Source organism: Clostridium sp. AF02-29 (assembly GCF_934835585.1).
Classification (GTDB): domain Bacteria; phylum Bacillota; class Clostridia; order Lachnospirales; family Lachnospiraceae; genus Otoolea; species Otoolea fessa.
Genome location: NZ_CAKVZK010000031.1, coordinates 1 through 23,986, shown reverse-complemented (window position 1 = coordinate 23,986; position 23,986 = coordinate 1). Strand labels below are relative to the sequence as shown.

28 protein-coding genes are annotated in these 23,986 nt (G+C 42.7%); 24 read left to right on the top strand and 4 right to left on the bottom strand.

Translation table 11 applies throughout. From position 1 onward, the window contains the following. The 3 genes from PUQ60_RS08770 to PUQ60_RS08760 are packed head-to-tail and all read right to left on the bottom strand — an operon-like array spanning nt 1 to nt 2,056. Nucleotides 1-1,083, bottom strand: coding sequence for a hypothetical protein (locus PUQ60_RS08770; RefSeq protein WP_273419780.1), 1,083 nt, complete (start codon nt 1,081-1,083; stop codon nt 1-3). Then, nucleotides 989-1,558, bottom strand: coding sequence for a helix-turn-helix transcriptional regulator (locus tag PUQ60_RS08765; RefSeq protein WP_273419778.1), 570 nt, complete (start codon nt 1,556-1,558; stop codon nt 989-991). The genes PUQ60_RS08770 and PUQ60_RS08765 overlap by 95 nt, the downstream gene beginning before the upstream one ends. A 24-nt stretch (nt 1,559-1,582) precedes the next feature. Continuing rightward, entirely contained in the window at nt 1,583-2,056 is a 474-nt protein-coding gene (locus tag PUQ60_RS08760) for a GNAT family N-acetyltransferase (RefSeq protein ID WP_118629027.1), read from the bottom strand. Nucleotides 2,057-2,261: 205 nt separating this feature from the next. Here PUQ60_RS08760 and PUQ60_RS08755 point away from each other — a divergent pair, with 205 nt between their 5' ends. The 14 genes from PUQ60_RS08755 (at nt 2,262) to PUQ60_RS08690 (ending at nt 12,778) form a co-directional block, all read left to right on the top strand. After that, nucleotides 2,262-2,450: a DNA-binding protein gene (locus PUQ60_RS08755; RefSeq protein WP_273419773.1), complete on the top strand. Its 189-nt coding sequence runs from the start codon at nt 2,262-2,264 to the stop codon at nt 2,448-2,450. 15 nt (nt 2,451-2,465) lie between these two features. After that, nucleotides 2,466-3,542: a site-specific integrase gene (locus tag PUQ60_RS08750; RefSeq protein ID WP_273419771.1), complete on the top strand. Its 1,077-nt coding sequence runs from the start codon at nt 2,466-2,468 to the stop codon at nt 3,540-3,542. Beyond that, complete coding sequence (locus PUQ60_RS08745; RefSeq protein WP_118143265.1) at nt 3,539-3,916, top strand: hypothetical protein; 378 nt, start codon at nt 3,539-3,541, stop codon at nt 3,914-3,916. The genes PUQ60_RS08750 and PUQ60_RS08745 overlap by 4 nt, the downstream gene beginning before the upstream one ends. Nucleotides 3,917-4,016: 100 nt before the next feature. Next, nucleotides 4,017-4,997 (top strand): AAA family ATPase, encoded by a 981-nt coding sequence (locus PUQ60_RS08740; RefSeq protein WP_118629023.1) that lies wholly within the window; start codon nt 4,017-4,019, stop codon nt 4,995-4,997. A 108-nt stretch (nt 4,998-5,105) separates the two neighbouring features. Continuing rightward, nucleotides 5,106-6,446 carry a plasmid recombination protein gene (locus PUQ60_RS08735; RefSeq protein WP_273482934.1) on the top strand — a complete coding sequence of 447 codons (1,341 nt, stop codon included), beginning with the start codon at nt 5,106-5,108 and terminating at the stop codon, nt 6,444-6,446. A 14-nt stretch (nt 6,447-6,460) separates the two neighbouring features. Then, nucleotides 6,461-6,775, top strand: coding sequence for a hypothetical protein (locus tag PUQ60_RS08730; RefSeq protein ID WP_273482933.1), 315 nt, complete (start codon nt 6,461-6,463; stop codon nt 6,773-6,775). A gap of 214 nt (nt 6,776-6,989) precedes the next feature. Continuing rightward, nucleotides 6,990-7,406 (top strand): YjdF family protein, encoded by a 417-nt coding sequence (locus PUQ60_RS08725; RefSeq protein ID WP_273482931.1) that lies wholly within the window; start codon nt 6,990-6,992, stop codon nt 7,404-7,406. Between the two features lie 67 nt (nt 7,407-7,473). Beyond that, nucleotides 7,474-8,274: an endonuclease/exonuclease/phosphatase gene (locus PUQ60_RS08720; RefSeq protein ID WP_118301843.1), complete on the top strand. Its 801-nt coding sequence runs from the start codon at nt 7,474-7,476 to the stop codon at nt 8,272-8,274. Continuing rightward, nucleotides 8,271-8,858, top strand: coding sequence for a hypothetical protein (locus tag PUQ60_RS08715; RefSeq protein WP_273482930.1), 588 nt, complete (start codon nt 8,271-8,273; stop codon nt 8,856-8,858). Before PUQ60_RS08720 ends, PUQ60_RS08715 begins: the two co-directional genes overlap by 4 nt. An 873-nt stretch (nt 8,859-9,731) precedes the next feature. Further along, nucleotides 9,732-10,079: a hypothetical protein gene (locus PUQ60_RS08710; protein ID WP_273482929.1), complete on the top strand. Its 348-nt coding sequence runs from the start codon at nt 9,732-9,734 to the stop codon at nt 10,077-10,079. A 21-nt stretch (nt 10,080-10,100) separates the two neighbouring features. Then, nucleotides 10,101-11,135, top strand: coding sequence for an alcohol dehydrogenase (locus PUQ60_RS08705; RefSeq protein ID WP_273482927.1), 1,035 nt, complete (start codon nt 10,101-10,103; stop codon nt 11,133-11,135). 25 nt (nt 11,136-11,160) lie between these two features. After that, a complete protein-coding gene (locus PUQ60_RS08700; RefSeq protein ID WP_273482925.1) occupies nt 11,161-12,135 on the top strand; it encodes a Gfo/Idh/MocA family oxidoreductase in 975 nt (324 codons plus the stop codon). A gap of 3 nt (nt 12,136-12,138) precedes the next feature. Continuing rightward, nucleotides 12,139-12,402 carry an acylphosphatase gene (locus PUQ60_RS08695; RefSeq protein ID WP_182426641.1) on the top strand — a complete coding sequence of 88 codons (264 nt, stop codon included), beginning with the start codon at nt 12,139-12,141 and terminating at the stop codon, nt 12,400-12,402. Between the two features lie 19 nt (nt 12,403-12,421). Continuing rightward, a complete protein-coding gene (locus PUQ60_RS08690) occupies nt 12,422-12,778 on the top strand; it encodes a CRISPR-associated protein (RefSeq protein WP_118652380.1) in 357 nt (118 codons plus the stop codon). Nucleotides 12,779-12,827: 49 nt separating this feature from the next. Here the strand turns inward: PUQ60_RS08690 and PUQ60_RS08685 are convergent, their stop codons facing one another. After that, nucleotides 12,828-14,462 carry a TM1812 family CRISPR-associated protein gene (locus tag PUQ60_RS08685; protein ID WP_273482923.1) on the bottom strand — a complete coding sequence of 545 codons (1,635 nt, stop codon included), beginning with the start codon at nt 14,460-14,462 and terminating at the stop codon, nt 12,828-12,830. 302 nt (nt 14,463-14,764) lie between these two features. Here PUQ60_RS08685 and PUQ60_RS08680 point away from each other — a divergent pair, with 302 nt between their 5' ends. From PUQ60_RS08680 to PUQ60_RS08635, 10 genes are all read left to right on the top strand, one after another. Beyond that, nucleotides 14,765-14,935: a hypothetical protein gene (locus PUQ60_RS08680; RefSeq protein WP_182457278.1), complete on the top strand. Its 171-nt coding sequence runs from the start codon at nt 14,765-14,767 to the stop codon at nt 14,933-14,935. An 85-nt stretch (nt 14,936-15,020) separates the two neighbouring features. Next, on the top strand, nt 15,021-15,419 hold the full coding sequence (locus tag PUQ60_RS08675; protein ID WP_273482922.1) for a hypothetical protein: 399 nt from the start codon (nt 15,021-15,023) through the stop codon (nt 15,417-15,419). After that, nucleotides 15,419-16,042, top strand: a complete 624-nt coding sequence (locus PUQ60_RS08670; RefSeq protein WP_273482921.1) for a metallophosphoesterase — start codon at nt 15,419-15,421, stop codon at nt 16,040-16,042. The genes PUQ60_RS08675 and PUQ60_RS08670 overlap by 1 nt, the downstream gene beginning before the upstream one ends. 164 nt (nt 16,043-16,206) lie before the next feature. After that, nucleotides 16,207-17,169, top strand: coding sequence for a CRISPR system precrRNA processing endoribonuclease RAMP protein Cas6 (gene cas6 / locus PUQ60_RS08665; protein ID WP_273482920.1), 963 nt, complete (start codon nt 16,207-16,209; stop codon nt 17,167-17,169). Next, nucleotides 17,170-17,901: a PHP domain-containing protein gene (locus PUQ60_RS08660; RefSeq protein WP_273482919.1), complete on the top strand. Its 732-nt coding sequence runs from the start codon at nt 17,170-17,172 to the stop codon at nt 17,899-17,901. It abuts the gene before it with no gap. Between the two features lie 792 nt (nt 17,902-18,693). Next, complete coding sequence (locus PUQ60_RS08655) at nt 18,694-20,241, top strand: hypothetical protein (RefSeq protein WP_273482917.1); 1,548 nt, start codon at nt 18,694-18,696, stop codon at nt 20,239-20,241. Next, nucleotides 20,238-20,816 carry an RAMP superfamily CRISPR-associated protein gene (locus PUQ60_RS08650; RefSeq protein ID WP_273482916.1) on the top strand — a complete coding sequence of 193 codons (579 nt, stop codon included), beginning with the start codon at nt 20,238-20,240 and terminating at the stop codon, nt 20,814-20,816. The genes PUQ60_RS08655 and PUQ60_RS08650 overlap by 4 nt, the downstream gene beginning before the upstream one ends. Beyond that, nucleotides 20,809-22,335: a hypothetical protein gene (locus PUQ60_RS08645; RefSeq protein WP_273482914.1), complete on the top strand. Its 1,527-nt coding sequence runs from the start codon at nt 20,809-20,811 to the stop codon at nt 22,333-22,335. The genes PUQ60_RS08650 and PUQ60_RS08645 overlap by 8 nt, the downstream gene beginning before the upstream one ends. Further along, complete coding sequence (locus PUQ60_RS08640; protein WP_273482913.1) at nt 22,328-23,647, top strand: RAMP superfamily CRISPR-associated protein; 1,320 nt, start codon at nt 22,328-22,330, stop codon at nt 23,645-23,647. Before PUQ60_RS08645 ends, PUQ60_RS08640 begins: the two co-directional genes overlap by 8 nt. 16 nt (nt 23,648-23,663) lie before the next feature. Further along, entirely contained in the window at nt 23,664-23,969 is a 306-nt protein-coding gene (locus tag PUQ60_RS08635) for a hypothetical protein (RefSeq protein ID WP_273482912.1), read from the top strand. Nucleotides 23,970-23,986 lie beyond the last annotated feature (17 nt).

Genomic DNA, 23,986 nt, shown 5'->3' with positions numbered 1-23,986 from the left:
TCACTCCAATTCTATTATTAATTGGGCACTTGAACATACCGTCCACGGATTATAACGTGCCAAATTTGGTGTAGGCCAAGTTAATATATCTTTACTTGGATATTTGATACCATAACGTTGATACTCGTTTTGAATGTTATACTCAAAATATCGACAGGAATATGTGTGCCGAATCCCGTATTTTGATAGAGTATCTGAAAATCGTAAAAATAAATCTCTTCCACGACGATTACTATTTACATCATTGATAATTATTATTGATTTAGGTTGCATTCTTTTAATAACATTTTGTATTAGGTTTTTATAAAATTCATTTACAGCAGTCAACTTACCAGTGTTATAAAAATGTGAGATGAGGTATTGTAAAATAAGAAGATTTTTATCAACGGTGTAATGATCTTTAAAAATTTCAAAAACATCAGTGCAAATATACTCCGGATTATATGAGGTTGATTTAAAATAATCTTTAATAAAATTATGCTTGTCATTCCAAAGCGGGTTTATATCTATACCTAAGTAGTTCACGGGAATGCAAAAATTATTTTTTGACAAATAGTTTTCAAAAGCAGCTAAATCTGGAGATGCTCCACATCCCAGAGATAATATATTGAATGTATCTTTATATGGAAGACTATTGATAGAATGTAAAGCATATTCAATTTCAGAAGCATATTTATGGAAATATTTACATACATAAAAATTCAAGACATTATTACATGTATAATCAAGTCTTCCATTGGGGTGTCTAGAAGGAAAATGAATTTGTTCTAGACATTGTTCACAGTCTTGGGGGCAAACAGTAGGATGAGAACATGATGTATTACAATAGCCACAATTTTCATTTAGACATTTTTGTCGATAGTTCATATCACAATAATTCGTTAAGTTTTCTATAAGCATTTTTATCCTCCATTCCCTTAAAAACAAACATATGTTCTGTATAATAATAACATGGTTGAACTCTTTAAGCAAGATTTTGAATGAGAAATCATGATTTTCTCCATTGATAACTATTATTTTTCTTGTCATTTCCTTTTTCATCAACGCTACTGCTGGAAACTGGCCAGTTGATTTTCCATTCAAAATATTCGTCCTCTGAAATCTCTCCGCTTTTTAGCTGTTCTTTCCGCAAACCCCATTCACGCAGAAATTCATTTACCAGACCATAATCAATCCACATACCGACAGGAGCATGAGCAGGCCATTCGTCACTATCATTATAGCGAACAGACTTATCATCAGAAACGTTGCACTTGCCGGGATTGCGGACAAGCTGAAACAGATGAAAGGTATTGCGGTTGTCCTCGTCAAGCCAGAAAAAAGTCTGCATAATGTCCTCAGCGCAGCCGGGGGCTTCTATAATAAAATTGATATAGTTGACATTCAAAATCCTGGCAATTTCCATGAGAGTATCTTTTTTGGGAACACGATAGCCGGATTCATATTGTGCCACACGAACATCAGCGTTGCGCTCCTCATATCCCAGCTTCAATCCTAGTTCTCGTTGTGTTAATCCCCGAAATGTGCGGATTCTCTTAATTCGCTCTCCCAGTATCATAATTTTGTGTCCTTTCCTTAAACTTTACAAATTACACACCATAATCCATTCTTCTTCGTTTTCCCGTACAATATCAAAACCGATTTTTCGATACATTTCAGCCGCATAATTAGCCTTTTGAACAGAAAGTGAAACACGTTTATAACCATGTGTTTTCAACAAAGATAGCATTTCTTTCATCATATCGGTTCCTATCCCCTGTCCCCGGTATTCTTTGTATAGAGAGATGGCAAGAGAGGGCGTTTCATCATCAATATGTCCGTAATCGTGTATAATGCGTACCCAGACAGCACCAACGATTTTTTGTTCAACTTCTGCGACTAATGCGAAATCAGCTTTTGATGCCCCGAAGCGGTCAACATAAATTTGTAATTCGGGAGAAGCGATAATATTTTTCGGTGGCGGCTTTATACCGTCTGGAATAAAAATAGCTTCGTATAGAAATTCATTCAATAGAGGATATTCCATTACCGTCATTTCTCGTATCGTGTATTCCATAAAGCCCTCCTGTGAAAATAGTTATCCCGTTTCCTACATTGTAGCATACCTAAAATAATACGGCAACAAAAACTTATCAGAAATGCTAAATTTAATAAAAAAGATAAACTTAACAAAAAAGCTATTGACAATAGCAGAAATATTAAGCATACTGAAAATACAGAACTTAACAAAAAAGTTAAAAATCCAAAAGGAGGACGTGTATTTGAAAAATGATTTATTTGTAACAGCCGGAGAAGTGGCGCAGGACTTAGGCATTTCCAAACCATTTGCTTATAAGCTGGTGCGGCAGATGAACGAAGAACTGGAAGCAAAAGGTTTTACCACAATCGCCGGACGAGTGAGCAGAAAATACTATGAAGAAAAATTTTATGGCATGGCACAGGCGAATTAGGAAAGGAGTGAGATTATGGCGGCGTACAAAGACGAACAGCGGGGAACATGGTATGTGTCCTTTCACTATTATGACTGGACTGGTAAGAATTGCCGGAAAGTTAAGAGGGGATTTAAGACCAAACGGGAAGCAACGGAGTGGGAACGGCATTTCCGTATGAAAGAAGCGGCTGACTTGGATATGACTTTTGAGGAATTTGTTCAGGCATACACAAGAGATATGAAGCCGAAACTGAAACACAATACCTGGCTGACGAAAGAGCATATCTTGAGGACAAAGCTACTGCCCTATTTCAAGGATAAGAAAATGCGTGATATTCGTCCGAAAGATATTATCCAGTGGCAGAATGAACAGATTTCCTATCGTGATGAAAAAGGAAAGCCCTATGCTCCGACTTATTTGAAAACTCTGCAATCAGAATTGAGTGCACTGTTTAATCATGCGGTACGGTTCTATGAACTGAAAAGCAATCCTGTTGTAAAGGCGGGGCCGTTGGGAAAGGGAAAAGCGGAGGAAATGTTGTTCTGGACAAAAGAGGAATATCTGAAATTCATTGAAGCGGTAAAGGACAAACCATATTCCTATCATGCGTTTCAGATATTGTACTGGTGCGGTTTACGAGTGGGCGAACTGTTAGCTCTCACGTCGCAGGATATTGATTTTGATAACAAAGTCATTCGGATAACAAAATCTTATCAGCGATTGGAGGGTAAAGATGTAATTACAGACCCGAAAAGCAAACGAAATGTAAGTATGCCGGATTTCTTATGTGAAGAACTGAAAGATTATATCGGCAGATTATACGGGATTCTTCCCACTGACCGTATCTTTCATCTGACAAAAAGCTTTCTGCACCATGAAATGACAAGAGGGGCGAAAAAAGCGGGAGTGAAACGCATTAGAATCCACGATTTGCGACATTCTCATGTATCACTGCTTATCAGCATGGGATTTTCGGCGGTATCAATCGGAAACAGGGTGGGGCATGAAAGCGTGGATATTACTTATCGCTATGCTCATATGTTCCCGACGGAACAGACACAAATGGCAAAATTGCTGGATGAAGAATTTAAGGAGGGCGCAGAGGAATGAGCGGCACACACAAATATCCGACAATCAGTTTCCGTATCTCTCCGAGAGAGAGGGAAGAAATCGAAGCAAAGATTTTCACAAGCGGCATGAAGAAAAAAGATTATTTTGTCCGTTCCTGCATTTATAACCGGGTGTGCGTGGTAGGCAAGAAAGAAACAGTTTATCAGATTGTGGAACGGTTGCAGGAAATGGAGAATCGGCTGGTGGAACTGGCGGAGCAAATTGATGGCAAAAAGCCGGGGATTACTTCCGAAGAAATCAGAGATTTGCGGGAAGCCTATGAAGATATGCTGAAAGCAATTCTTTGGATGTTGGACGGTGCAAGGTATCTGTGGCAAGGCGAAGAAAAAAGCCCTGACAGCGGCAACTGTTAGGGCTGTGATAACTGGAAAACCTCTGTTATCAACAATCACAATTCAAGTATAGCAGAGGTTTCTTCCGGTGACAACGAATTTTTCAAAAACGGAGGACATTATGGCAGGAACGAGAACAGAATTACAGATGATTAAAATGTCGGAGATACAGTCGCAGGAGGTGGCGTGGCTGTGGTTTCCGTTTATCCCTTATGGAAAGCTGACGATTGTACAAGGCGATCCGGGGGACGGTAAGACAACGCTTGTGCTGAACATAGCGGCGAAGCTGTCAAAAGGCGAGGGTCTGGACAGCAAAATGAAACTGACGGAGCCGCTGAATGTAATTTACCAGAGTGCGGAGGACGGGCTTGCAGATACGGTTAAGCCCCGTTTGGAAGCGGCAGGAGCAAATTGTGAAAATATTTCCGTCATTGACGAGAGCATAAAATCACTTTCCATGATAGATGAACGTCTGGAAGAAGCAGTCATAAGGACAAAGGCGAAGCTGCTGATTTTAGACCCGATACAGGCGTATCTCGGCGGCGGTATGGATATGAACCGGGCAAATGAAGCAAGGGATATGACAAAGAAGCTGGCGACTCTGGCGGAGAAATATCAATGTGCCATTGTACTTGTAGGGCACATGAACAAAGCGGCTGGAAATAAGGCAGCATATCGGGGCATGGGTTCCATTGATTTCTTTGCGGTGGCAAGGAGTGTCCTGCTGGTCGGCAGAGTGGAGGGCGAAGCGAATATAAGGGCGGTAGTCCAGATAAAAAACAATCTGGCGGCGTTTGGGCACCCGAAAGCATTTGAGTTGTCGGAGGACGGTTTTCACTGGCTCGGAGATTATGAGATTACCGCTGATGAAGTGTTGGGCGGTATCGCTCCGAAAGCGAATAAGCTGGAACAGGCGAAGCGTCTGCTCCGGGAAGTGGCAGAAACAAACAATGCCATGCAGAGCAATGAGATTTTCAATCTTGCAGAGGAACAGGGTATATCCAGACGGACGCTTGAAAATGCGAAAAAGGAATTGAGTATCAGAGCAAAGCGGATAAACAATTCGTGGTATTGGGAACTGGATAAAATCAAGCCGGAATAAGGCAACAGCGCAACAATGCAGAGTATATAGAATTTGCGGGCTTGGTGTCTGCAAGGTTGCAAAAGATATAGACCTTGCGTTGTTGCGGTCTTGAAAAGGAGGGCGAATATGATACGACAGCCAGAATGTAGCAGAAAATTCCATGCAAAGAATACTGACCCGGAGCGAAGCTGTCTGAACGTGGAATACTGCAATGAAAATGTTAAGGACGTATATCACGAATTATTTGATGAAGCACTCGCCTGGTACAATGAGAAGCAGACCAGAAGTGACCGCCGGATTGACGATTATTATGAGAAAATCCGTTCCGGCAAGCAGGAAAGGCCATTCCATGAAATTATTTTGCAAATCGGGGATAAGGACAACATGGGGGCAAAGACAGAGAACGGACAGCTTGCGGCAAAGGTGCTGGATAAATATATGCGGGATTTCCAGCGGCGAAATCCTACGTTAAGAGTATTTAGTGCCTATCTTCATATGGACGAAGCAACGCCCCACTTGCATATAGATTTTGTACTGTATACGACAGGAAGCAAGCGGGGACTTGATACAAGAGTTTCTTTGAAACAGGCGTTATCTGCTCTCGGATTTAAAGGCGGTACAAGGCGGGAAACGGAATTAAATCAGTGGGTGGCTTATGAGAAAGAACAGCTTGCCGCCGTCATGCTGGAACATGGGATTGAGTGGGAGAAGAAAGGCACACATGAAAAGCATTTATCTGTTTTGGACTTTGAGAAAAAGGAGCGGGCAAAGGAAGTCGCAGAATTGGAGCAATCTATTTCTGACGGAAAAGAGCGATTATCAGATATTCAGATTCAGCATAGAAAAGCAGTGCAGGAAACAGAGCAGATACGGCAGAAGGACGAAGCAATCCGGCAGGAAGTGTCGGAACTTTCGGAAACAAGTGATTTGCTGAAGGAGCAGGCGACAACGCTGGCAGAGGACAAGAAAAAGCTGCTGTCTGATAATGTGAAATTGGAGAAGCAACAGAAGAAATTGCAACAAGATATTGAGAAAATGGTTCAGTCTAAGGCGGTTATGGAACGGAACATACACGCTTATGACGAGGACGAGAAGTGGCAGCTGCCTGAACCGGCGGCGTTGATGTCTGCAAAGGCTTATAAGGATAAAAAAGCTTTTCCGCTTGTGGAGAAATTGAAAGAAACGATAAAAGCACTGACAATTAAATGCGTCCAGCTTGCAGAACAGGGAAAGAAGCTAAAAGAAAAAGTTACCCGGCAGGAGCAGCAGATCAGTCGCTTGACAGATAAGGTCATGGAGCAGAGCGACATTATTGACCGATTGCAGGAGAAAACGGCAGATTTGGGGCGTTTGGAACGCTATTTCGGCAGAGAACAGGTGCAGTCGATAGTTGAGCGGTCTAAGACCCTGGAATGGGCAGAAAAGGAAAATAAACGTCCGAAACGTGTATTTGATGTGAGCAGATAGGGGGGATTGATAGAATGACAGATATGGAGAAAAAAGTTATGGTTCGGCTGTGTGCGAAAATCCTTTCAGAAACAGATTTGTATGATACAGATATGGAAGTACGCAATCTAATTGACTGGATATGTGTGTCGGAGCAGATAAAATCAAACAATAACGAGATACGAAGTATAACCGGGGAATATAAGCGGATAGAGCCGGATTGCCAGGAGGGAGTGCGGACGCAGTTGGAGCACATGAAGTCACTCTGTAAAGAACGTGAGAGCTTGTATGAGAAGCAGAATGATTTGAAAGGGCAGAAGCAGAAAATCGAGAGAGCGTTGGAAGGGTAGGGATTTGGGGCATGGCGGCGGCTGTGTCCCTTATTTATTGTGGAAAAATTGCTAATGGTATGCTAAAATCAAGGAGCAAAGATAAAAACGCAACGTAAGAGAAAATCCCTTACAGAGCCGGTAGGTAGCCCGGCCGCATCATCTGGTGTAAGTAACCCTCCCTCCTTAGGGTCGTCCATTCTTTGTTCATACAATCATTTAAGGAGGAATTGTCATGGACAAAGTATCGGGCAGATTGACAGTATTTTTTGAGGAACCATTCTGGATAGGTGTGTTTGAGCGCATATCGGAGGGAAAATTATCTGTATGCAAGGTTACGTTTGGGGCGGAGCCGAAAGATTATGAGGTATACGATTTTGTTTTGAGAAATTACTATCGACTGAAATTTAGTCTGGCTGTGGCAACTGATGTAAAAGAAGCTGGCCGCAATCCGAAACGGGTACAGAGAGAAGTGCGGAAACAGGTACAGAATACCGGGATAGGAACGAAGTCGCAACAGGCTTTGAAATTACAGCAGGAGCAGTTGAAAACTGAACGTAAAGCTGTGAGCCGGGAACAACGGGAAGCAGAGAAACAGCGGCAGTTTGAACTGAAACAGCAGAAAAGGAAAGAGAAGCATAGGGGCAGGTAACGCCTGCCCTTGGCCGCTTATAGGAGTTTTTAAAATTCAGATTAAAAAATGAAAGAGAGTAATACATGTGAAGTTTGCTTTTTGGAATGTACATCAAAATCCGGTTATAAATCATTATATTGTTGATCTTATATATGAAAATGAATTAGATATAATCGTGTTGGCAGAATATAAAGATAATGAACAGAAGTTGATTGATGAACTAACTCAAAAGGGTATATACATGGAGAAATATTTGACTTCCGGTTGTGATCGTATTATGATGTTTGGCTCTATTCAAAAAGTAATGCCCGCAAATCAAAACAAATACTATTCAATACAAATTATTGATAAAAAGTGTATTTTGTGCGGAATGCATTTGCCGAGTAGAATTTATTCGGATCACCAAGAGAGAAGGAATATTGTAATAGACAGGATTGTCGAAGACATTAATGAATTAGAGATGAAATTGAAAATAGAAAATACTATTATATTAGGAGATGTAAATGAAAATCCTTATGATGTAGGATGTTTAAATGCAACAAAATTTCATGGTATATCTAGTGGAGCGGATGCAGAAAAAGGAAGTCGAACAGTTATGAGTAAAACATTTAAAATGTTTTATAATCCCATGTGGAACCTTTTTGGAGACTTCAGATATCCACCAGGGACATACTATCATAATGGGAGCGAGCCTAGCAATTCTTTTTGGAATATTTATGATCAAGTAATGATCCGTCCAAGCATGAGGAAATGGTTCGTTGATAACAGTTTAAAAATTCTTGTGAAAATCCAGGAGTATTCTTTAGTTGATAAATTTAGACATCCTCGAAAGGATATTAGCGATCATTTGCCGATTGTTTTTGAGATAAAGGAGGAAAATATATGAGTCATGATTTTAACCTTGATGGACTTCTAAACTACGATGATGATCAGGCGGTGTCTCCAGATACAATTATATCAGAATTGGGAAAACAGTTAGAAGAAGCTACGAATGGATTTGTCAAAGGTGTAGTAAGGGAATATGAAGGGTCTATTGAATCTTATGATCAGCTATCAGCTTTTGCGTCAATTGCCTCTGCATTGGGAACTTCAGTAATACACAAAGATATTCAGGATAATCTTGGAGCGATAGGATATCAGAATTTTAAATTTGAATTTTTTTTGACGGCACCTAAAATTGAAAACTACAAATATAGGATTTTGTTTTTTGAATATGGCATTGGAATGTATCCAGTCAAAATTGTTCTTGAACAAGGGATTGCAGATGAAATATTTAAGAAAGAAAATGCTAATTATATAATTGAATATGAAACAAAAAATGAATTGGAAAATGTAATCATAAATATTTTAAAGACAAAGAAAGTTATAAAGGTTATGCAAGAACTAATCTATGCAACAAAAAGGTTTGAAAGGCTTGATAAAAAAGAGCTTAAGTTGGTAGATAAATCGTCAGATGAGAATGATGAGTAAAGGAGTCTTTGGGGTTATATTACATGGTGCTAGCACCATGTAGATAGAGCAATTAAGGAGAAATATTCGTGATACCCGTATGATACCTGTTTGAACGGAAACTATGAATAAGGCGTGAAATTTGGATATTATAAATATAAAAATCCGCAAAAGACAATTATATATTTAACGATTATGTTATAGTTGCAGGGAGTTTGAATAAACAAAAATGTTTAGTAAATCCAGCGTTTATGCGGGTTTGCAGCACTTTTAAAAGTCTTTTGATAACAATTTGATAACGGTTGCATGAGAGCCATTATTCTTGTGATCTGGTGGTTTTAGGGTTAGAGAATGATTGACAGGTGGTTGTGCAACAAATAAATCCATATTTATCTAAAAAGCCCTTAGCTGTGGGTATAAAACTCATAGCTAAGGGCTTTTGTCGTGCTTATTTATCTGGGTTGAGTTTGTCTTGGAACATTTCGACCGTAAATGGTAAACCACACATCTCTAGAACTACACCTCCAAGTTTGAGATAATGTTGGAAAAGTTGTACAATACACTTTTCCCATTTTTCACACTAGGAGGTCAATTATGAACACCAAACTTGCCACAGCACAGATCCGTGTAAAAAACTGGGCTGCTATTATTCAGGAGCGCAACGAATCTGGTCTGTCTGTCAAAGATTATTGTGCACAGCATCAGCTTTCATGAGACTCTTATTATTACTGGCTCCGCAAAGTGAAAGAGGCCCTGCTTGTAGAAAGCGGCTTTGTTGAAGTAACGCAGCCAAAGCAGTTCCCTGTGCAGAGGTCTGTAACAGCTGATCCAAATGAAATTTTCGCTTCTTCTGTTATACCGGATCCATAAAAGCGAAGGAGACTGATCGTCCGTATGGCACTTGCGTTATCAAAAGAACAGCTGGCAAAACTGAATAAAAAAGATATCCTGCAGCTCTTGCTTGAAAGCATGGAGCAGGAAAAAGAATTACGTAGCCAGCTGGCTGTTCTTACGGATGAGTTGAAACGGACAAACCAGCAGATGCAGGTGATCCTTGAAAAATGGAACCTTGCGCAGGCAACTCGTTCTTCTGAAAAAATGACATATGATACCGGAGCCTGCCAGCAGTTGGAACTAGCCATCATGTACGCGGAATGTTTCAATGAAGCAGAAGCATGTTTTTTACGGCAAATCTTGCTAATAACCCCAAGTTTCGCCTATAATAGGATTCAGTATGAATAATAGAAAGAAGGGGGTTAAGCAATGCAGGCATATACATATATTTCTAAGGGAAGGTTTGAATTAGTGGAAAAACCAAAACCGGTGCTTATGCACGAACGGGATGCGATTGTAAAGGTAACACTGGCCAGCATCTGTTCCAGTGATCTGCATATCAAACACGGAAGTGTGCCGCGGGCGGTCCTTGGAATTACAGTCGGTCATGAGATGGTAGGAATTGTGGAAGAAGTTGGGTCAGCGGTGACCCATGTGAAGCCGGGGGACAGAGTCACTGTAAACGTAGAGACCTTCTGCGGTGAATGCTTTTTCTGTAAAAATGGATATGTAAATAACTGTACGGACGAGAATGGCGGCTGGGCCCTGGGATGCCGTATCGACGGCGGGCAGGCCGAATATGTGCGGGTTCCATTTGCGGATCAGGGATTAAATAAGATTCCGGATGGAGTGACGGACCGGCAGGCACTGTTTGTGGGAGATGTGCTGGCGACCGGCTATTGGGCGGCGAGAATCTCTGAGATCACGGAGGAAGATACGGTTTTGATCATCGGTGCCGGTCCGACGGGTATCTGTACCCTTCTCTGCGTAATGTTAAAGAAACCGAAACGAATTATTGTCTGCGAGAAAGATGAAAACCGCGTCCGCTTTATAAAGGAGCACTATCCAGATGTATACACCGTTTTACCGGAGGAATGTCTGGAATATGTTCAGAAAAACAGTGATCATGGCGGAGCCGATGTAGTCCTTGAGGTGGCAGGAGCCCCCTCTACTTTCCGGTTAGCCTGGGAATGTGCAAGGCCTAATGCAATCGTCACAGTGGTAGCGCTCTATGACGAAGCCCAGACGCTGCCGCTTCCGGATATGTATGGCAAGAATCTTACCTTTAAAACCGGCGGTGTAGATGGATGCGACTGTGAGGAGACGCTTCGCCTCATTGCAGAGGGCAAGATCGATACGGAACCGCTTATTACCCATACCTATCCGCTTAGCCGGATCGAAGATGCATACGAGCTTTTTGAGAACAAGAAAGATGGAGTGATTAAGGTAGCGGTGGAGTGCTAGTTGGATAAAGAAAGGTAAGAGATACATGCAGAACATCAGATGGGCAGTTCTTGGAACCGGAGTGATTGCAAATGAAATGGCCGTGGCCTTAAAGAAAAACGGGCGAAACATCGATGCGGTGGGTAACAGAACCCATGAGAAAGCGGTTGCATTTGCAGAAAAATATGGGATAAAAAAGGTATATGATAATTATAATGACATGTTTACAGACCCGGATATTGATGTAATCTATATCACAACTCCCCATAATACCCATATTGATTTTATGCGCAGGGCAATTGAGAATGGAAAGCACATTCTGGTCGAAAAATCTATCACCTTAAACAGCCGGGAACTGGATGAGGCAATTGCTCTGGCGGATAAAAAGGGTGTTGTCATAGGTGAGGCCATGACGATTTATCATATGCCGATTTATAAAAAGCTTAAAGAGATTCTTGAGTCAGGGAAACTTGGAAAGGTGAATCTGATCACTATGAATTTTGGAAGCTTCAAAGAATATGATATGAACAACCGCTTTTTTAATAAAAACCTGGCAGGAGGTGCCATGCTGGATATCGGGGTGTACGCGCTTTCCTTTATTCGGTGGTTTATGGATTCCAAGCCGGATCAGCTTTTATCCCAGGTAAAACCGGCACCTACAGGAGTGGATGAACAGGCAGGATTGCTGCTGATGAATCAGGAAGGCCAGATGGCATCTGTCATGTTGTCGCTGCATTCCAAGCAGCCGAAAAGAGGCATGGTATCCTGTGAAAAGGGATATATAGAAATCATGGAATATCCGAGAGCCTGGGAAGCGAGAATCACCTATACAGATTCCGGAGAAACGGAAGTGATTCAGACCGGTGAGCATGCAGATGCGTTGGCCTATGAGCTGGCGGATATGGAGAAAGCCATCCGTGGGGATGCAGAATGCATGCATTTGGATTATACAAAAGATGTGATGGATATGATGACGGAATTCAGAAAAGAATGGGGATTTCAGTATCCGGAGGAGATGTAAATTATGGTACGAAAACACATCTTTTTTTCAGGTGATGTCCAGGGCGTCGGCTTCCGCTACCGCTCCTTTTATATCGCCCAGTCCCTTGGCCTGGCCGGTTGGGTGGAGAACCTGTGGGACGGAAGAGTGGAGATGGAAGTGCAGGGAAGCGAAGCTTCCATTCGGGAAATGTTAGATCGGATTCAGCAACAGAGATGGATCAACGTGGCGGATATGGAGATCACAGAGATTCCCTGTGAAGAAGAACGGGGATTTAAGATAAGATAAAAACGAGGGGGATGTTACTATGTTTATCAATTTTTCCAATCATCCAAGCAAACTTTGGGCAGAGGATGAGAGAAATGCGGCTCTTCAGTATGGCACGATTGAGGATCTGGCCTTTCCGCAGGTTCCGGCAAATATGAGTACGGATGGTGTTCGTAAGTTGGCAGAAGAATATGCGGAAAAAATTCTTGCGAAAAAACCAGACTGTGTCATGTGCCAGGGAGAATTCTGTTTAAGCTGGCATGTGATTGCCCGCCTGAAAGAAGCGGGAGTTCGGGTGGCAGCAGCCTGCAGCGAGCGGATAGTTGAGGAAGTATACGGAGAAAACGGTACGGAAAAGCGAAGCGTGTTCCGTTTTGTACAGTTTCGGGAGTATTAAAAAAATCCTCCGGCTGTACCGTCAGGTGCAGTCGGAGGAGAGAAATTAATTATCGATGTAATTTTCTTTCTATTTTTTCATAGAGTTCAACGTAGGCCTTCAGTGCCTTTCGTACTGTATCAATGCTGTATCGATTGTCATCCTCACCAGCATGATTAGCCTGATTACGAATCTGTTTCAATTCCATGTGAAGACGTACTAAAACGTTAATGTCTTTCTTTTCTTTCTGGTGTTCACTGATGCGGTAGCAGCGGCTTTCCCAGGCAGTATCTTTTTTGGGCGGATTGATATAGCAATTGGGATATCCACGGTAATATTCAATTTTATCCAGATTGTCAATTTCACTTAAATTGAGGAAGAAAGTTCTATTTTTATCTTTCTTTGTCCAGCCAAATTTCTGGAAAATATAGTTTTCTACAGATTCCCAACGCTGCTTTGGAGAATTATCATCGTTTAAGTGCTCTTTCTCACTTTTCTTAATGATTGTGCCGGAAGGAGTCACATCAAATAATTCTTTGCAATACAGGAAGTTATGTTCAATGATCTCTTTTGGCATCTTGCTTTCCACAAGAGTGAGAGCCTGCTGGATAAAGTCTTTTTCAATACACCATTTAATTTCGTTGATGGTTTTTCGCTTGCTGTTGTCTAAAAGCTCATCACCATAGCTGTCACGAATCAAATCCTGGAAGAGTCTTAAATAGCTGGAATTATCAAGCGATGCCGGAGTGCCTCCAAGTTTTTTCAGTGAATCGGAAAGGTTTGATAAACCGGATTCAAATTTGTTGACATCACACAGCTGAATACCTTCGGCTGTTGTTCTCATGCTGTCCAGAACCTTCTGTTCGATTTCTCCTTTGAAATTTTTCATAGACTGATCAAGAGATTTGATCTGCCCATAGTTGATACATTCATGGATACCGGAAACAAAGTTTATAATGTCGAAAATCTCAGCTGAGGATGTGAAGTAGGCGCGGCTGACTCCATTTACAGGCTGGAATTCTACATTATAGATATGTTCAGGTTTGATCTCGATATTTTCCATCTGAAGCAGGGATAAAACAGTATTTAAAATCTCCTGAGCTGTACGGAAACCACCGTGGGTATCTACAAGGATGTTTAAATCCGGATAATGATTCTTAAGAAGACGGATCTCTTCAATCACATCATGGATAAATTGACGGCTGTTTTCGGAGTGTTCCTCCGCACGTTTTACCGGATCAGTTTCTTTACTGCCGAAATTTGTACAGATCTCTTTGTAGGACAGTGGCGACTGATGTTTTTGCGCAAATGTGGATGTGGTGAATGCGAAATAGTTTCGTGCTGTATCTTTAAAATCGCCGTATCTTGGATCAGTCAGTTCAACGGTGTCGTCCAGAGTAGCTGGAGAACAGATCATAAGAATTCCATCCAGTTTTTCACCATTGTTCTTTTCTGCAAATTGATGCATCAGCATATAAGGAACAGGCTCTAACTGATAATAGTATTCTTCCGGAACTTCGGTTTGATCCGTCGAAAGCATCGCAATACCTTTACGGGGATTCGGGCTGATCGTGCTCAAAGTCAGCAGAAGGAGATTTTTGGTTCCTTTTTCAGCTGGACTATCGGGAGCAAAGTCGAAGAAGCTGCCATTTGCTGGAAGTGTAAAAGTTTTTTTAGCACAATCACTAACTATTTTTTCGTCCATATTTGACCTCCTCATACTTACAGTCCTGACAAAGCAGATCCGTCGGACTACATATATAATGAATTATACGGCAAAATTGCAAAAATCACAATAAACTTTATTGTGGTTACACATAAATTTGCACAAATATGCACATAGATATGCTTTCGTACGATGTTTTTCTTCTTTTGCGTACCTTAAACAATTCTGTCGGGGACCATATCAGATGGGAGTTATCTCGCATCTGATATAATTCAAGTGTCCAAAAACAGTGAAACTCTTGCTGTATCATATAACCATCAAAGAGATGGAGGGAAACGAATATGGCAAAACTGACAAAACACGATAAGAAGTCAATTGAAAAGAGCATGGCTGTGCCGGCTGAGCGCGGTCCGGTATGGAACAGACGTCCGGTTGTTTTTGCGGATAAGCGCCGCACCTGTTCCCGCAGAAACGGAAAGATGGAATGTTTGAAGGAACTTCGCAATTATTAAAGGAAGTGTCCAAAAACAGTGAAGAAGATAAGTTATTCTATTATTATCAAAGTGATTGTTAACAGACGATTAGGAGGAAATGAGTATGAGTATGAATACAAATCAGGTTTTACAGGATGTAACAGTAGAAATGACAGCAGAGCAGGAGGCATACAGAAAAGCGGAAAAACGCCGCTTTGTAATCGCAGTGGTGATTGCGATATTGGGCACACTGACTGCGTTCAGTGAGAGCGGGGACGGAAACGCCAGCCTTGTGGGGATGATGATCGGGACACCGATGGCATTTGTCCTTTTCGGAGGAATCCCATATGGTTGGAACCTTGTGTCTAAGGTGACACGCTATTTTGAGTGGATTCTGTTCCTCCCAATTATGGGATGGCTGATTTATTTCGGCGTGAAACTGATGGCTTCCATGTGCTGCGGCTGGTTCTTCTTTGGCCGTGAGTGCCTGGTACGTATCAAAGTGAAAGGAGGAAGGGGATAATGAACTACTATATTTCAGATCTTCATTTCGGTCACGCCCGGCTCAATGAGAAGATTGACTGCCGGGGCTTTGAAAGCACCGAACAGATGGATGAATATATGATTGCCCAGTGGAATTCACGGGTAAAAGATGGGGATCATGTATTCATCTTAGGAGATCTGAGTGTTTCTTCCCAGGGAGAGGAGGTGAATCAGATTTTTCATCGTCTGAAGGGCAGGAAAACACTGTTAATAGGAAATCATGACACATACCTTCAGGATCCGGCATTTGATAAGGGGCTGCTTGAACAGGCAGTCCCTTATCTGGAATTGCAGGATGGGAGGTACAGCCTGGTATTATCACATTATCCGATTCTTTTTTACAATGGACAGTATATTCTGGATCAGGAAGGACGGCCAAAGACCTATATGCTGTACGGACATGTGCATAACGGTCCGGATGAACAGAAGATCCGCGAATATCTGAAAGATGTACGTAAACATCCGAAATGGAATTGTGTTCTAAAAAGAGAGGATGAGACACTATGCCAGCTGATTAATTGTTTTTGCATGTTTTCTGATTATATACCGCTGACACTGGAAGAGTGGATTGTGGCGAACCGGAACAGATATAGAAACCAGTGAAATATGTAAAATAATGGAAATACTCCCCCGGTTCCGGAGAAAATGCGATATAATGAGCACAAGAGAGCCATAGGGAGCTTGCTCACTTTTGGCGAACGGCGAAGTGATTGAGTGATGAAATCACGAAATAATATCTGCAAATGAGAATGCGAGGAAGTAGAATTATGATCAAAGAAACTACAGTGTCATGGCTGGAGATCCCTTATATTACCTTAACATTTTGTCTGCGCTTTCTGAAACCATCGGAAGTTCCGGAACAGAAGGTTTCAGCTCTGCGCGGTGGTCTGGGTGAGATGCTGCTGAGAAAAAACTGTGTGGCAGACCGCAATTGTGATGAATGCAGGTTTCAGGACAGCTGCATCGTATGGAATGCATTTTATACACCAATGCGTTTTAAACCGGCATATATGACCGGAAAAGAAAGCCTGGGATACCTGATAGAGTGCGACAATCAGGAAACGGATATGGATCCGCGTCATGGATTTGTATTCCGCTTGAAACTATTTGGACGCAATATTGCGCTGTTCAGCCAATATCTGGATGCGTTTTGGCAGCTTGGACAGGCCGGAATCGGAAAAGATCATGCCAGATTTGAAATCGCAGCGGTTTTATCAGAAGATGAAAGCATGATTTTAGATGAAAATCAGATTCATATGGAGAACTTCCGGATCCGGACTGTAGGAGATTACATATCTCAGAGAAAATGGGAGCTTGGAATCGGAAGGGGATGCGGCAGGGAAGAGAAGCATGTCTGCCGGATTAACTTCCTCACACCCCTGGCCCTTCGGAAGGAGCGCATCGATCTCTATGATTTTGATGCAGATGCTATCTGGAGAGCTGTACACCGGAAAATTCAGATGATGAGCTGTTTTGATGAAAATCCGGTTGAACTGGAAAAGCCTCTTGTCTGGCCCCGGATGCTGGAATCTCATATTGCACGTTCTGGAATCCGCCGGTATTCGAATACCCATAAGAGCAAGATGGAGTTAAAAGGAATACGGGGTGTAGTCGTGATGGAAGACATCACCGAAGAAAGACTGGAAGAACTTTTAGCGGGAGAGTTGTTCCATATAGGAAGAAATAATAGTTTTGATTTCGGTCGCTACTTAATAGAAAGAGGGGAATAAGTGAGAAAATCAGTCTGTTTAAATCCGGAAGAGATCTTTCATGTTCACACCTGGCGCTGCGGGCATGCCGGAGAGGAACGTGAGGAAGAGTATATCAAAGTAGCCATTCACCTGGGCGCGAAACAGATTACATTCACGGATCATGCACCATTTCCAGGTGATCTTTTTCGTGGAAGAATGAAGATGGCAGAACTTCCAGAGTATGAGGACACACTGTGGGAACTTCGAGCAAAATATCAGGGAAAAATAAAGGTAAGAATAGGACTTGAGGCGGAATATCTGCCCGGATTTCAGTCTTATTATGAAAAACTGAAAGAAGATGAAGGGATAGAATATCTGCTTCTGGGACAACATTTTTACGAGTTAGCGCCCGGTGAATACAGCTTCTCTAAAAAAGGACTGAGCGGCCGTGCAGACGGAATCGTCAGAGCAGAGTTAGAGGGAGTGGAAAGCGGATATTTTTCCGGCATAGCACATCCGGATCGGAGCTATCGCTACTTAAAACCTGGAGAACAAGCAGACATAGGAATTGTAAAAGAACTAATTAATGCCGCCGCAGAATATCACATTCCTTTAGAAAAAAATATCAGTTCAATGGAAGCAAACTGGTATTATCCGGAGATATTCTGGAAATATTGTACCGACGATTATCTGGTCGGTTTAGATGCCCATTCTGTATCGGAGATGATGAGAAGATATCATTACTCAACTTTTTTTGATGGAGTCAATTAAAATTAACCAATTAAAAGTGTGCTGTAAGTACTTCTCAAACCCAGAAAAAAGAGGTATACTAAAAGAAGGAATGGGACTGTCAAATATGAACAAATTGTGAACTTCCAAAAAACACCCTTCAAAAATGCCTTTTTCAGAATATTCTGAAAAACTTCTGGAAAAATGGACCCGCAAAGCCTTGATTTACAAGGGTTTCCAGAGGCAAGGGTAGAAATGAAGGACGCCCCTTTCAGGGCATTGACACAATAAGACGGTCTGTGATCACATTGATGATATCGAGGTAGAAATGAAGGTCGCCCCATTCAGGGCATTGACACAATTCCGAGTGAGGCATGACCTACCTGCTGCTTTGTGTAGAAATGAAGGTCGCCCCTTTCAGGGCATTGACACATCCTGACGATATTTCGTTACGAAAACGCGTGTTGCAGTAGAAATGAAGGTCGCCCCATTCAGGGCATTGACACGTTGATTTATTCACTGCGTAGCAGCCATTGAACTTCGGGTAGAAATGAAGGTCGCCCCTTTCAGGGCATTGATACTAATCTGAGGCATTATTCTTTTGCGCAAATCGATAAAAACAGTTGAAATACTTATTGTTAAAGAACAACTTGTCTAATTTTTCTGAATTCCCCATGTTAGACTTAACTCATGAAACGAAAATGAATATTTGTAGACGCACTTTTGATGTGTGTTTTTTGATAGACAAATACTGCAAAATGTGGACAATTATTCGATTACAGTGGTATAATTGCCTAAAAGTGTTCGAAAATTACAGGAAGGATGGACAATTTCATGAGACAACTGATGATTTTAGAAGTATCTCAAAAGCAGGCGTACATCTTTGAGAGTACGAAACTGAAAGAAAATGTGGAACGGTCAGAGGAGATATGCAGGGTGACAGATCCGGCATATTTTGAACTGGCTGCAAAGCAAAGCAGCCTTGCTTTTGACAAAGAGAAAAATGTGGTATATTCCGGCGGCGGCCATACGGTTCTGGAGTTCCCGGATCGGGAGTCCGCAGAGAAGTTTGCTTATGCGATCTCTTCTCGGGTGCGCCGTGAGTATCCGGAGCTGGAGTACTTTATCAAGACGATGGAGTATGATGAGAGCAAGGGAGCGGGAGAGAACCTGTTCCGTCTTTCCCAGGAACTGGAAAAGAAAAAATCAGTTCGTGCAGCTTCGTTCCATCAGGGCTCTTTCGGAGTAGAAGAGAAAGATTCGAATCTTCGCCGTGCCAAGGTAATTACCGGACGTGTGGACAAAATTGAGATGCCGGCGGAGCATGAGTATGTGCCGGAAGGTTATGTTATGCCTTATAAACTAGAAGAACTGGGAGTCAGCAAGGATGATTCCAGTTTTGTGGCGATTGTTCATATCGATGGAAACGGCATGGGCAAACGGGTGGAAAACCTTCGAACTAAGTGTAAGGATCTTTCGTGGGAGGAATATAAGAAAACACTTCGCAGCTTTAGTGATGCGATTGATGCGGATTTCAAGACAGCTTTTCGAGGCATGCTAGATGAGATCGGAGAGCAGATTCCGGCTCTGGTGGATGCAGGATTGAACCTGAAGAACCGTTCTTTCCCGGTTAGAAAACTGATTCTCGCCGGTGATGATGTCTGCTTTGTCACAGAAGGCCGAATCGGTCTGGAGGCAGCACGTATCTTTATTGAGAAGTTATCTGCACTGGAAAATGCAGTGGATCATCAGAAATATACAGCCTGTGCGGGTGTTGCGATTGTACATCAGAAATATCCGTTCTACAAAGCCTACGAGTTATCAGAGATGCTTTGTTCTAATGCAAAGCGTTTCCTGGCTTACTATGATGACCGGATTAAGGATTCCGGAACCAAGGGCTGTGCGATTGACTGGCATATCGAATTCGGTGAGATCATCGATGATCTTGCTGAGATGCGCCAGAAATATGAGACAGAGGATGGCGGAACCCTGGAGTTAAGACCCTATATGCTGTGTGCAGAACCGGAGCTTTGGAAATTAGAAAAGGTACGCCGTTATCGCTCCTTCAAAAAGCTTTTAAGCATGCTGCTTGATAAGAAAGAAGTCTATGCGAGAGGCAAGATCAAGGAGCTTCGAGGGGTACTGAAAGAAGGCGAAAAGGCAACCGAATATTATCTTCAGTCTTCTCTTATGGATATTTTAAATCTGGATATTTTTGAAGATCATAAATTGGAAGAACAGCTCAGACAGATTGGAACCGGAAGCGGATTGGAGCGCCGTGCATTCCTGGATATTGATGGAAAGAAGCATTCGCTTTATTTTGATGCAGTCGAGATGCTGGATACCTTTATCGGTCTGAAAGAGAAAGGAGAGCAGGCATGAAGCTTTTGATAGAAATGACACTGCAGTCGGATGCCGTGTTTGGCAACGGACTCAGCATTCCGGGCGGAGAAGATATCGCGACACAGATGGATGATGCAGGGTTTCCGTATCTGAAGGGAAATACCTTCAAGGGAATCTTCCGGGAAGAATTGATTAATCTCCTTAGTTGGACCGGAAAAGATACGGCAGAGACAGACCATATCGTCTGCACTCTGATGGGAGAAGGCGGTTCGGAACTTCTGGATGAATCCAGAAAAGTTAGTTTTTCCGACTTAGTAGTTCATCCCCTTCTGCGCAGTGCAGCAGAGGAGGAAACAGGAGATCTTTCAGAACATAAAGCTATGTTTACGTATACCAGAGATTTTACCAGCCTGGAGAATGGTATGGCTAAGGAAGGTTCCCTTCGTCAGTGTCGCTGCGTAAAGAGCGGATTTCATTTTTACGGCACCTGTGTCTGCGATGCACAGGATGCTGAACTGGTGAAAGAGGTGTTAGGACTGATCAAATGGGTCGGTACCATGAGAAACCGCGGTTTTGGAGAAGTAAGTATCTGCGTGGAGGATCAGCATGAATAATTATTGGAAGATTCGTTTGAAAAACATGGATCCGCTGAGAATTGCGGATGATAAAAGTAGTCAGCACGGACAGACAGACACACTGCGCTATATTCCTGGCAGTGCGCTTCGGGGATATGTGATGTCGGAACTGGCAAAGCAGGCTGAGTTTGAGACCTGGAAACCGGCATTCTTCAATGGACAAATTCGTTTTATGAATGCCTACCTGACGGTGAATGGAAAAGAATTGATTCCTTCTTTAAAGGGTTTTTTCGAAGATAAGACACCTTGTATTGATAAAAAAGAGATTCAGAACGTTATTGAAAAGGATGTGGAGCCAGGATATAAGCGGGCATCTCTCGGAAGCTATTGCTATGTTGAGGAAGACTGCATCTGCTATACAGGTCTTGAATTAAGTGAAGATATCAATATTAATATGGGACGCACAAGTGAAAGAAATGTTTTCCGGAGTCAGTACTTGCGAAAAGGACAGAATTTTACCGGTTATGTATCAATGACAGATGACATCGATGTAGAGCTTAGGGAAGCGGTTCTGGAAGTTTTGAGCAAAGAGATCCGGGTAGGAAACAGACGCAGCGGCGGTTATGGAACCTGCTGTACGGTTCTGGAAGCCATGAATGAGGCAGTTCCTTACGGAGAGGTACGGACTCAGAAATCATCGAAGGAGTTCTATCTGGTGCTTCTTTCCAATCTGGTGATGAGAAGTGAGATCGGAGAGCTCTGCGGGCTGAACCTGGATGAACTGGCAGAGCGTTTAGGATGTGATAAACTGGAATTGAAACGTTGTGCAACCTCTACGGCCCAGATCTATGGTTATAATCGGATCTGGAAGGGAACCATTCCTTCCGCCAACATGTACGAAGCAGGAAGTGTGTTCTGCCTGATTGCCGATCAGGAGATTCCAGAGGAAAATTTCCGCCGTGTAGAAACAGAAGGACTGGGTATCCGGACTGTGGAAGGATTTGGCCAGGTGGCATTTATGGAAGGATTTGGCCAGATCATCTATAAAAAACCGATGGAAAAAATGGCTGAGCAGGTGGAAACAGTACAGACTCCTGAAAAGAGCAAAATCCATGCAGAGGAGGATTGCCGACTGGCAGCCAGAGGACTTTTACAGCACCGGATTGAACGAGGCATGGAACGTTATGTAGTAGAACATACGGATGAATTGAGAGGAATTACCTCCAGTCAGCTGGGCGTGATTGCATCGATGTGTATCAGCTGTCAGTATAAGCCGGAAAAGGCAGAGTGGAAGCTTGGAAGTTTTCTGGTTCATTCCAAAGAAAAGACAGAACGCTACAAAAAGCAGGATAACAAGAAAAAACCGGATTCCTACCATCGTTATCTGGAGAAAATGCTTAATTCTGATTTGTTTGAACTGCTTGAAATAGATGGAAAAAAGGTGATGGGAATCCCGGCTGATCAGTTGTTTGAGCCGGATGAGCAGATTCGGTATAAGCTTCAGCTGATGGAACGGCAGATACGCTACGCAAACAGGGAGGGAAGAAATCATGGCTGATAAATACGGAAGTTTATATGATCATATCGTATCCTATCAGATCACGGCGATATGTAAGGAACCGCTACACATCGGTGGAAACGATGACAGAGCCGGAGGAATTCTGATTCATCCGGTAAAGAATGTCCCATTTATTCAGGCAACCGGATTAGCCGGAGCGATGAGAGATTACCTTGCAGATGAGCCGGAACTGCAGAATAAACTGTTTGGTTCCAGCGCGGACGGCTCCGATACAGGAAGTAAAGTCCGGATCAGCGATGCATTTTTCACGGGAAATGTCATAGATACCGAATTGAGACCAAGAGTTAAGATTAACCGGGAAACCGGTACCTGCCAGACGGTTCAGACCAAGGGTGGACAGAATTGGTCCGGCCAGAAGTTTGAGATGGAGTCAGTGGCAGCAGGTTCTGAATTTACATTTAAGCTCTATCTGTATGAACGGGAACATGAGTATGAGGCAACGATAGAGAGGATATTAGGTGCTCTGCAGGCTGGCAATATTCAGCTTGGCGGTCAGAAGAGCAATGGCTGCGGATATGTAGAGTTCAAAGAACTGCTGAAAATCGATTATGATATGACCCGGGAAAAAGACCGGAAACTCTGGAGAGATGAGTCAAAAGAGGGACAGTCTATTCTGGAGGAGCTGAAAGGACGGATATCCACGTTGGATCACCGCATTCATTTTGAGCTGAAGGGCAAAGTGGACAGCGAGATCCTGGTCAAATCCATCGATGTAAGAGATTATAATGAGGAATCGCCGGATGCAGAACAGATGCGCAGAGCAGACGGAGAACTTCTGATTCCGGCTACTTCGATTAAAGGTGTGCTGCGAAGCCAGATGGAGAAAATCGCAAAGCTGAGACAGCTTCCGGTATCGGATATTGAGGCTGTATTCGGTAAAAATGCAGAAAAAGAAGAAAAAGGATTTCTGGGCTGCATTCATTTCTTTGATGCGATGCTGGAAAAAGGCGGTGAGCGTCCGCCACAGAAGCGGATTCACATCGATAAATTTACCGGTGGTGTGATGTATGGAGGACTTTTCAGTGAGACTCCGGCTTATGGTGAACTCACTATCCGGGTTGATCTGGAGGAGGAGAATAAAAAGGCTGCAGGCCTTCTTCTTATGGCACTGCGTGACGTAGGATTGGGTATTCTCCCTCTGGGAAGCGGAAGCAGCATCGGCAGAGGTTATATAGACGGAAGTGAGCTGCTGATCAAAGAAGGAACCGAAGTGATCGCAAAGATCAACTTAAAGAGCAGACAGATTGAACAGGGCGCAGATTTGATCACAGAGTATGTGAAAGCGGTCTGAGAAGGGATGGCAGATTATGAAAACATATAAACATCTGGATGTCCGGGCGGTATCTGCGGAGCGTTCAGAACTGAAGGAAAAAGCAGCACAGTATCCTTATGTAATTGCTCATATGTACAGTGACATCCTGTGCGGAAACTGTGTTCATGATGGGATTAACTGGGATGAACTGGTGGAATTAAGAGCATTTGATGAAAAAGGCGAACTGCATGTATACGAGCAGAATGGTTCTTTGAAGGCTGTAGAGATTACGGAGAAAGAGAATGCTGATGCAGAAGAGGATACTGTTGTGGTCAAGCTTTTTTGTAACACTTGTGGCTAAAAAAATAGTGCTTATCA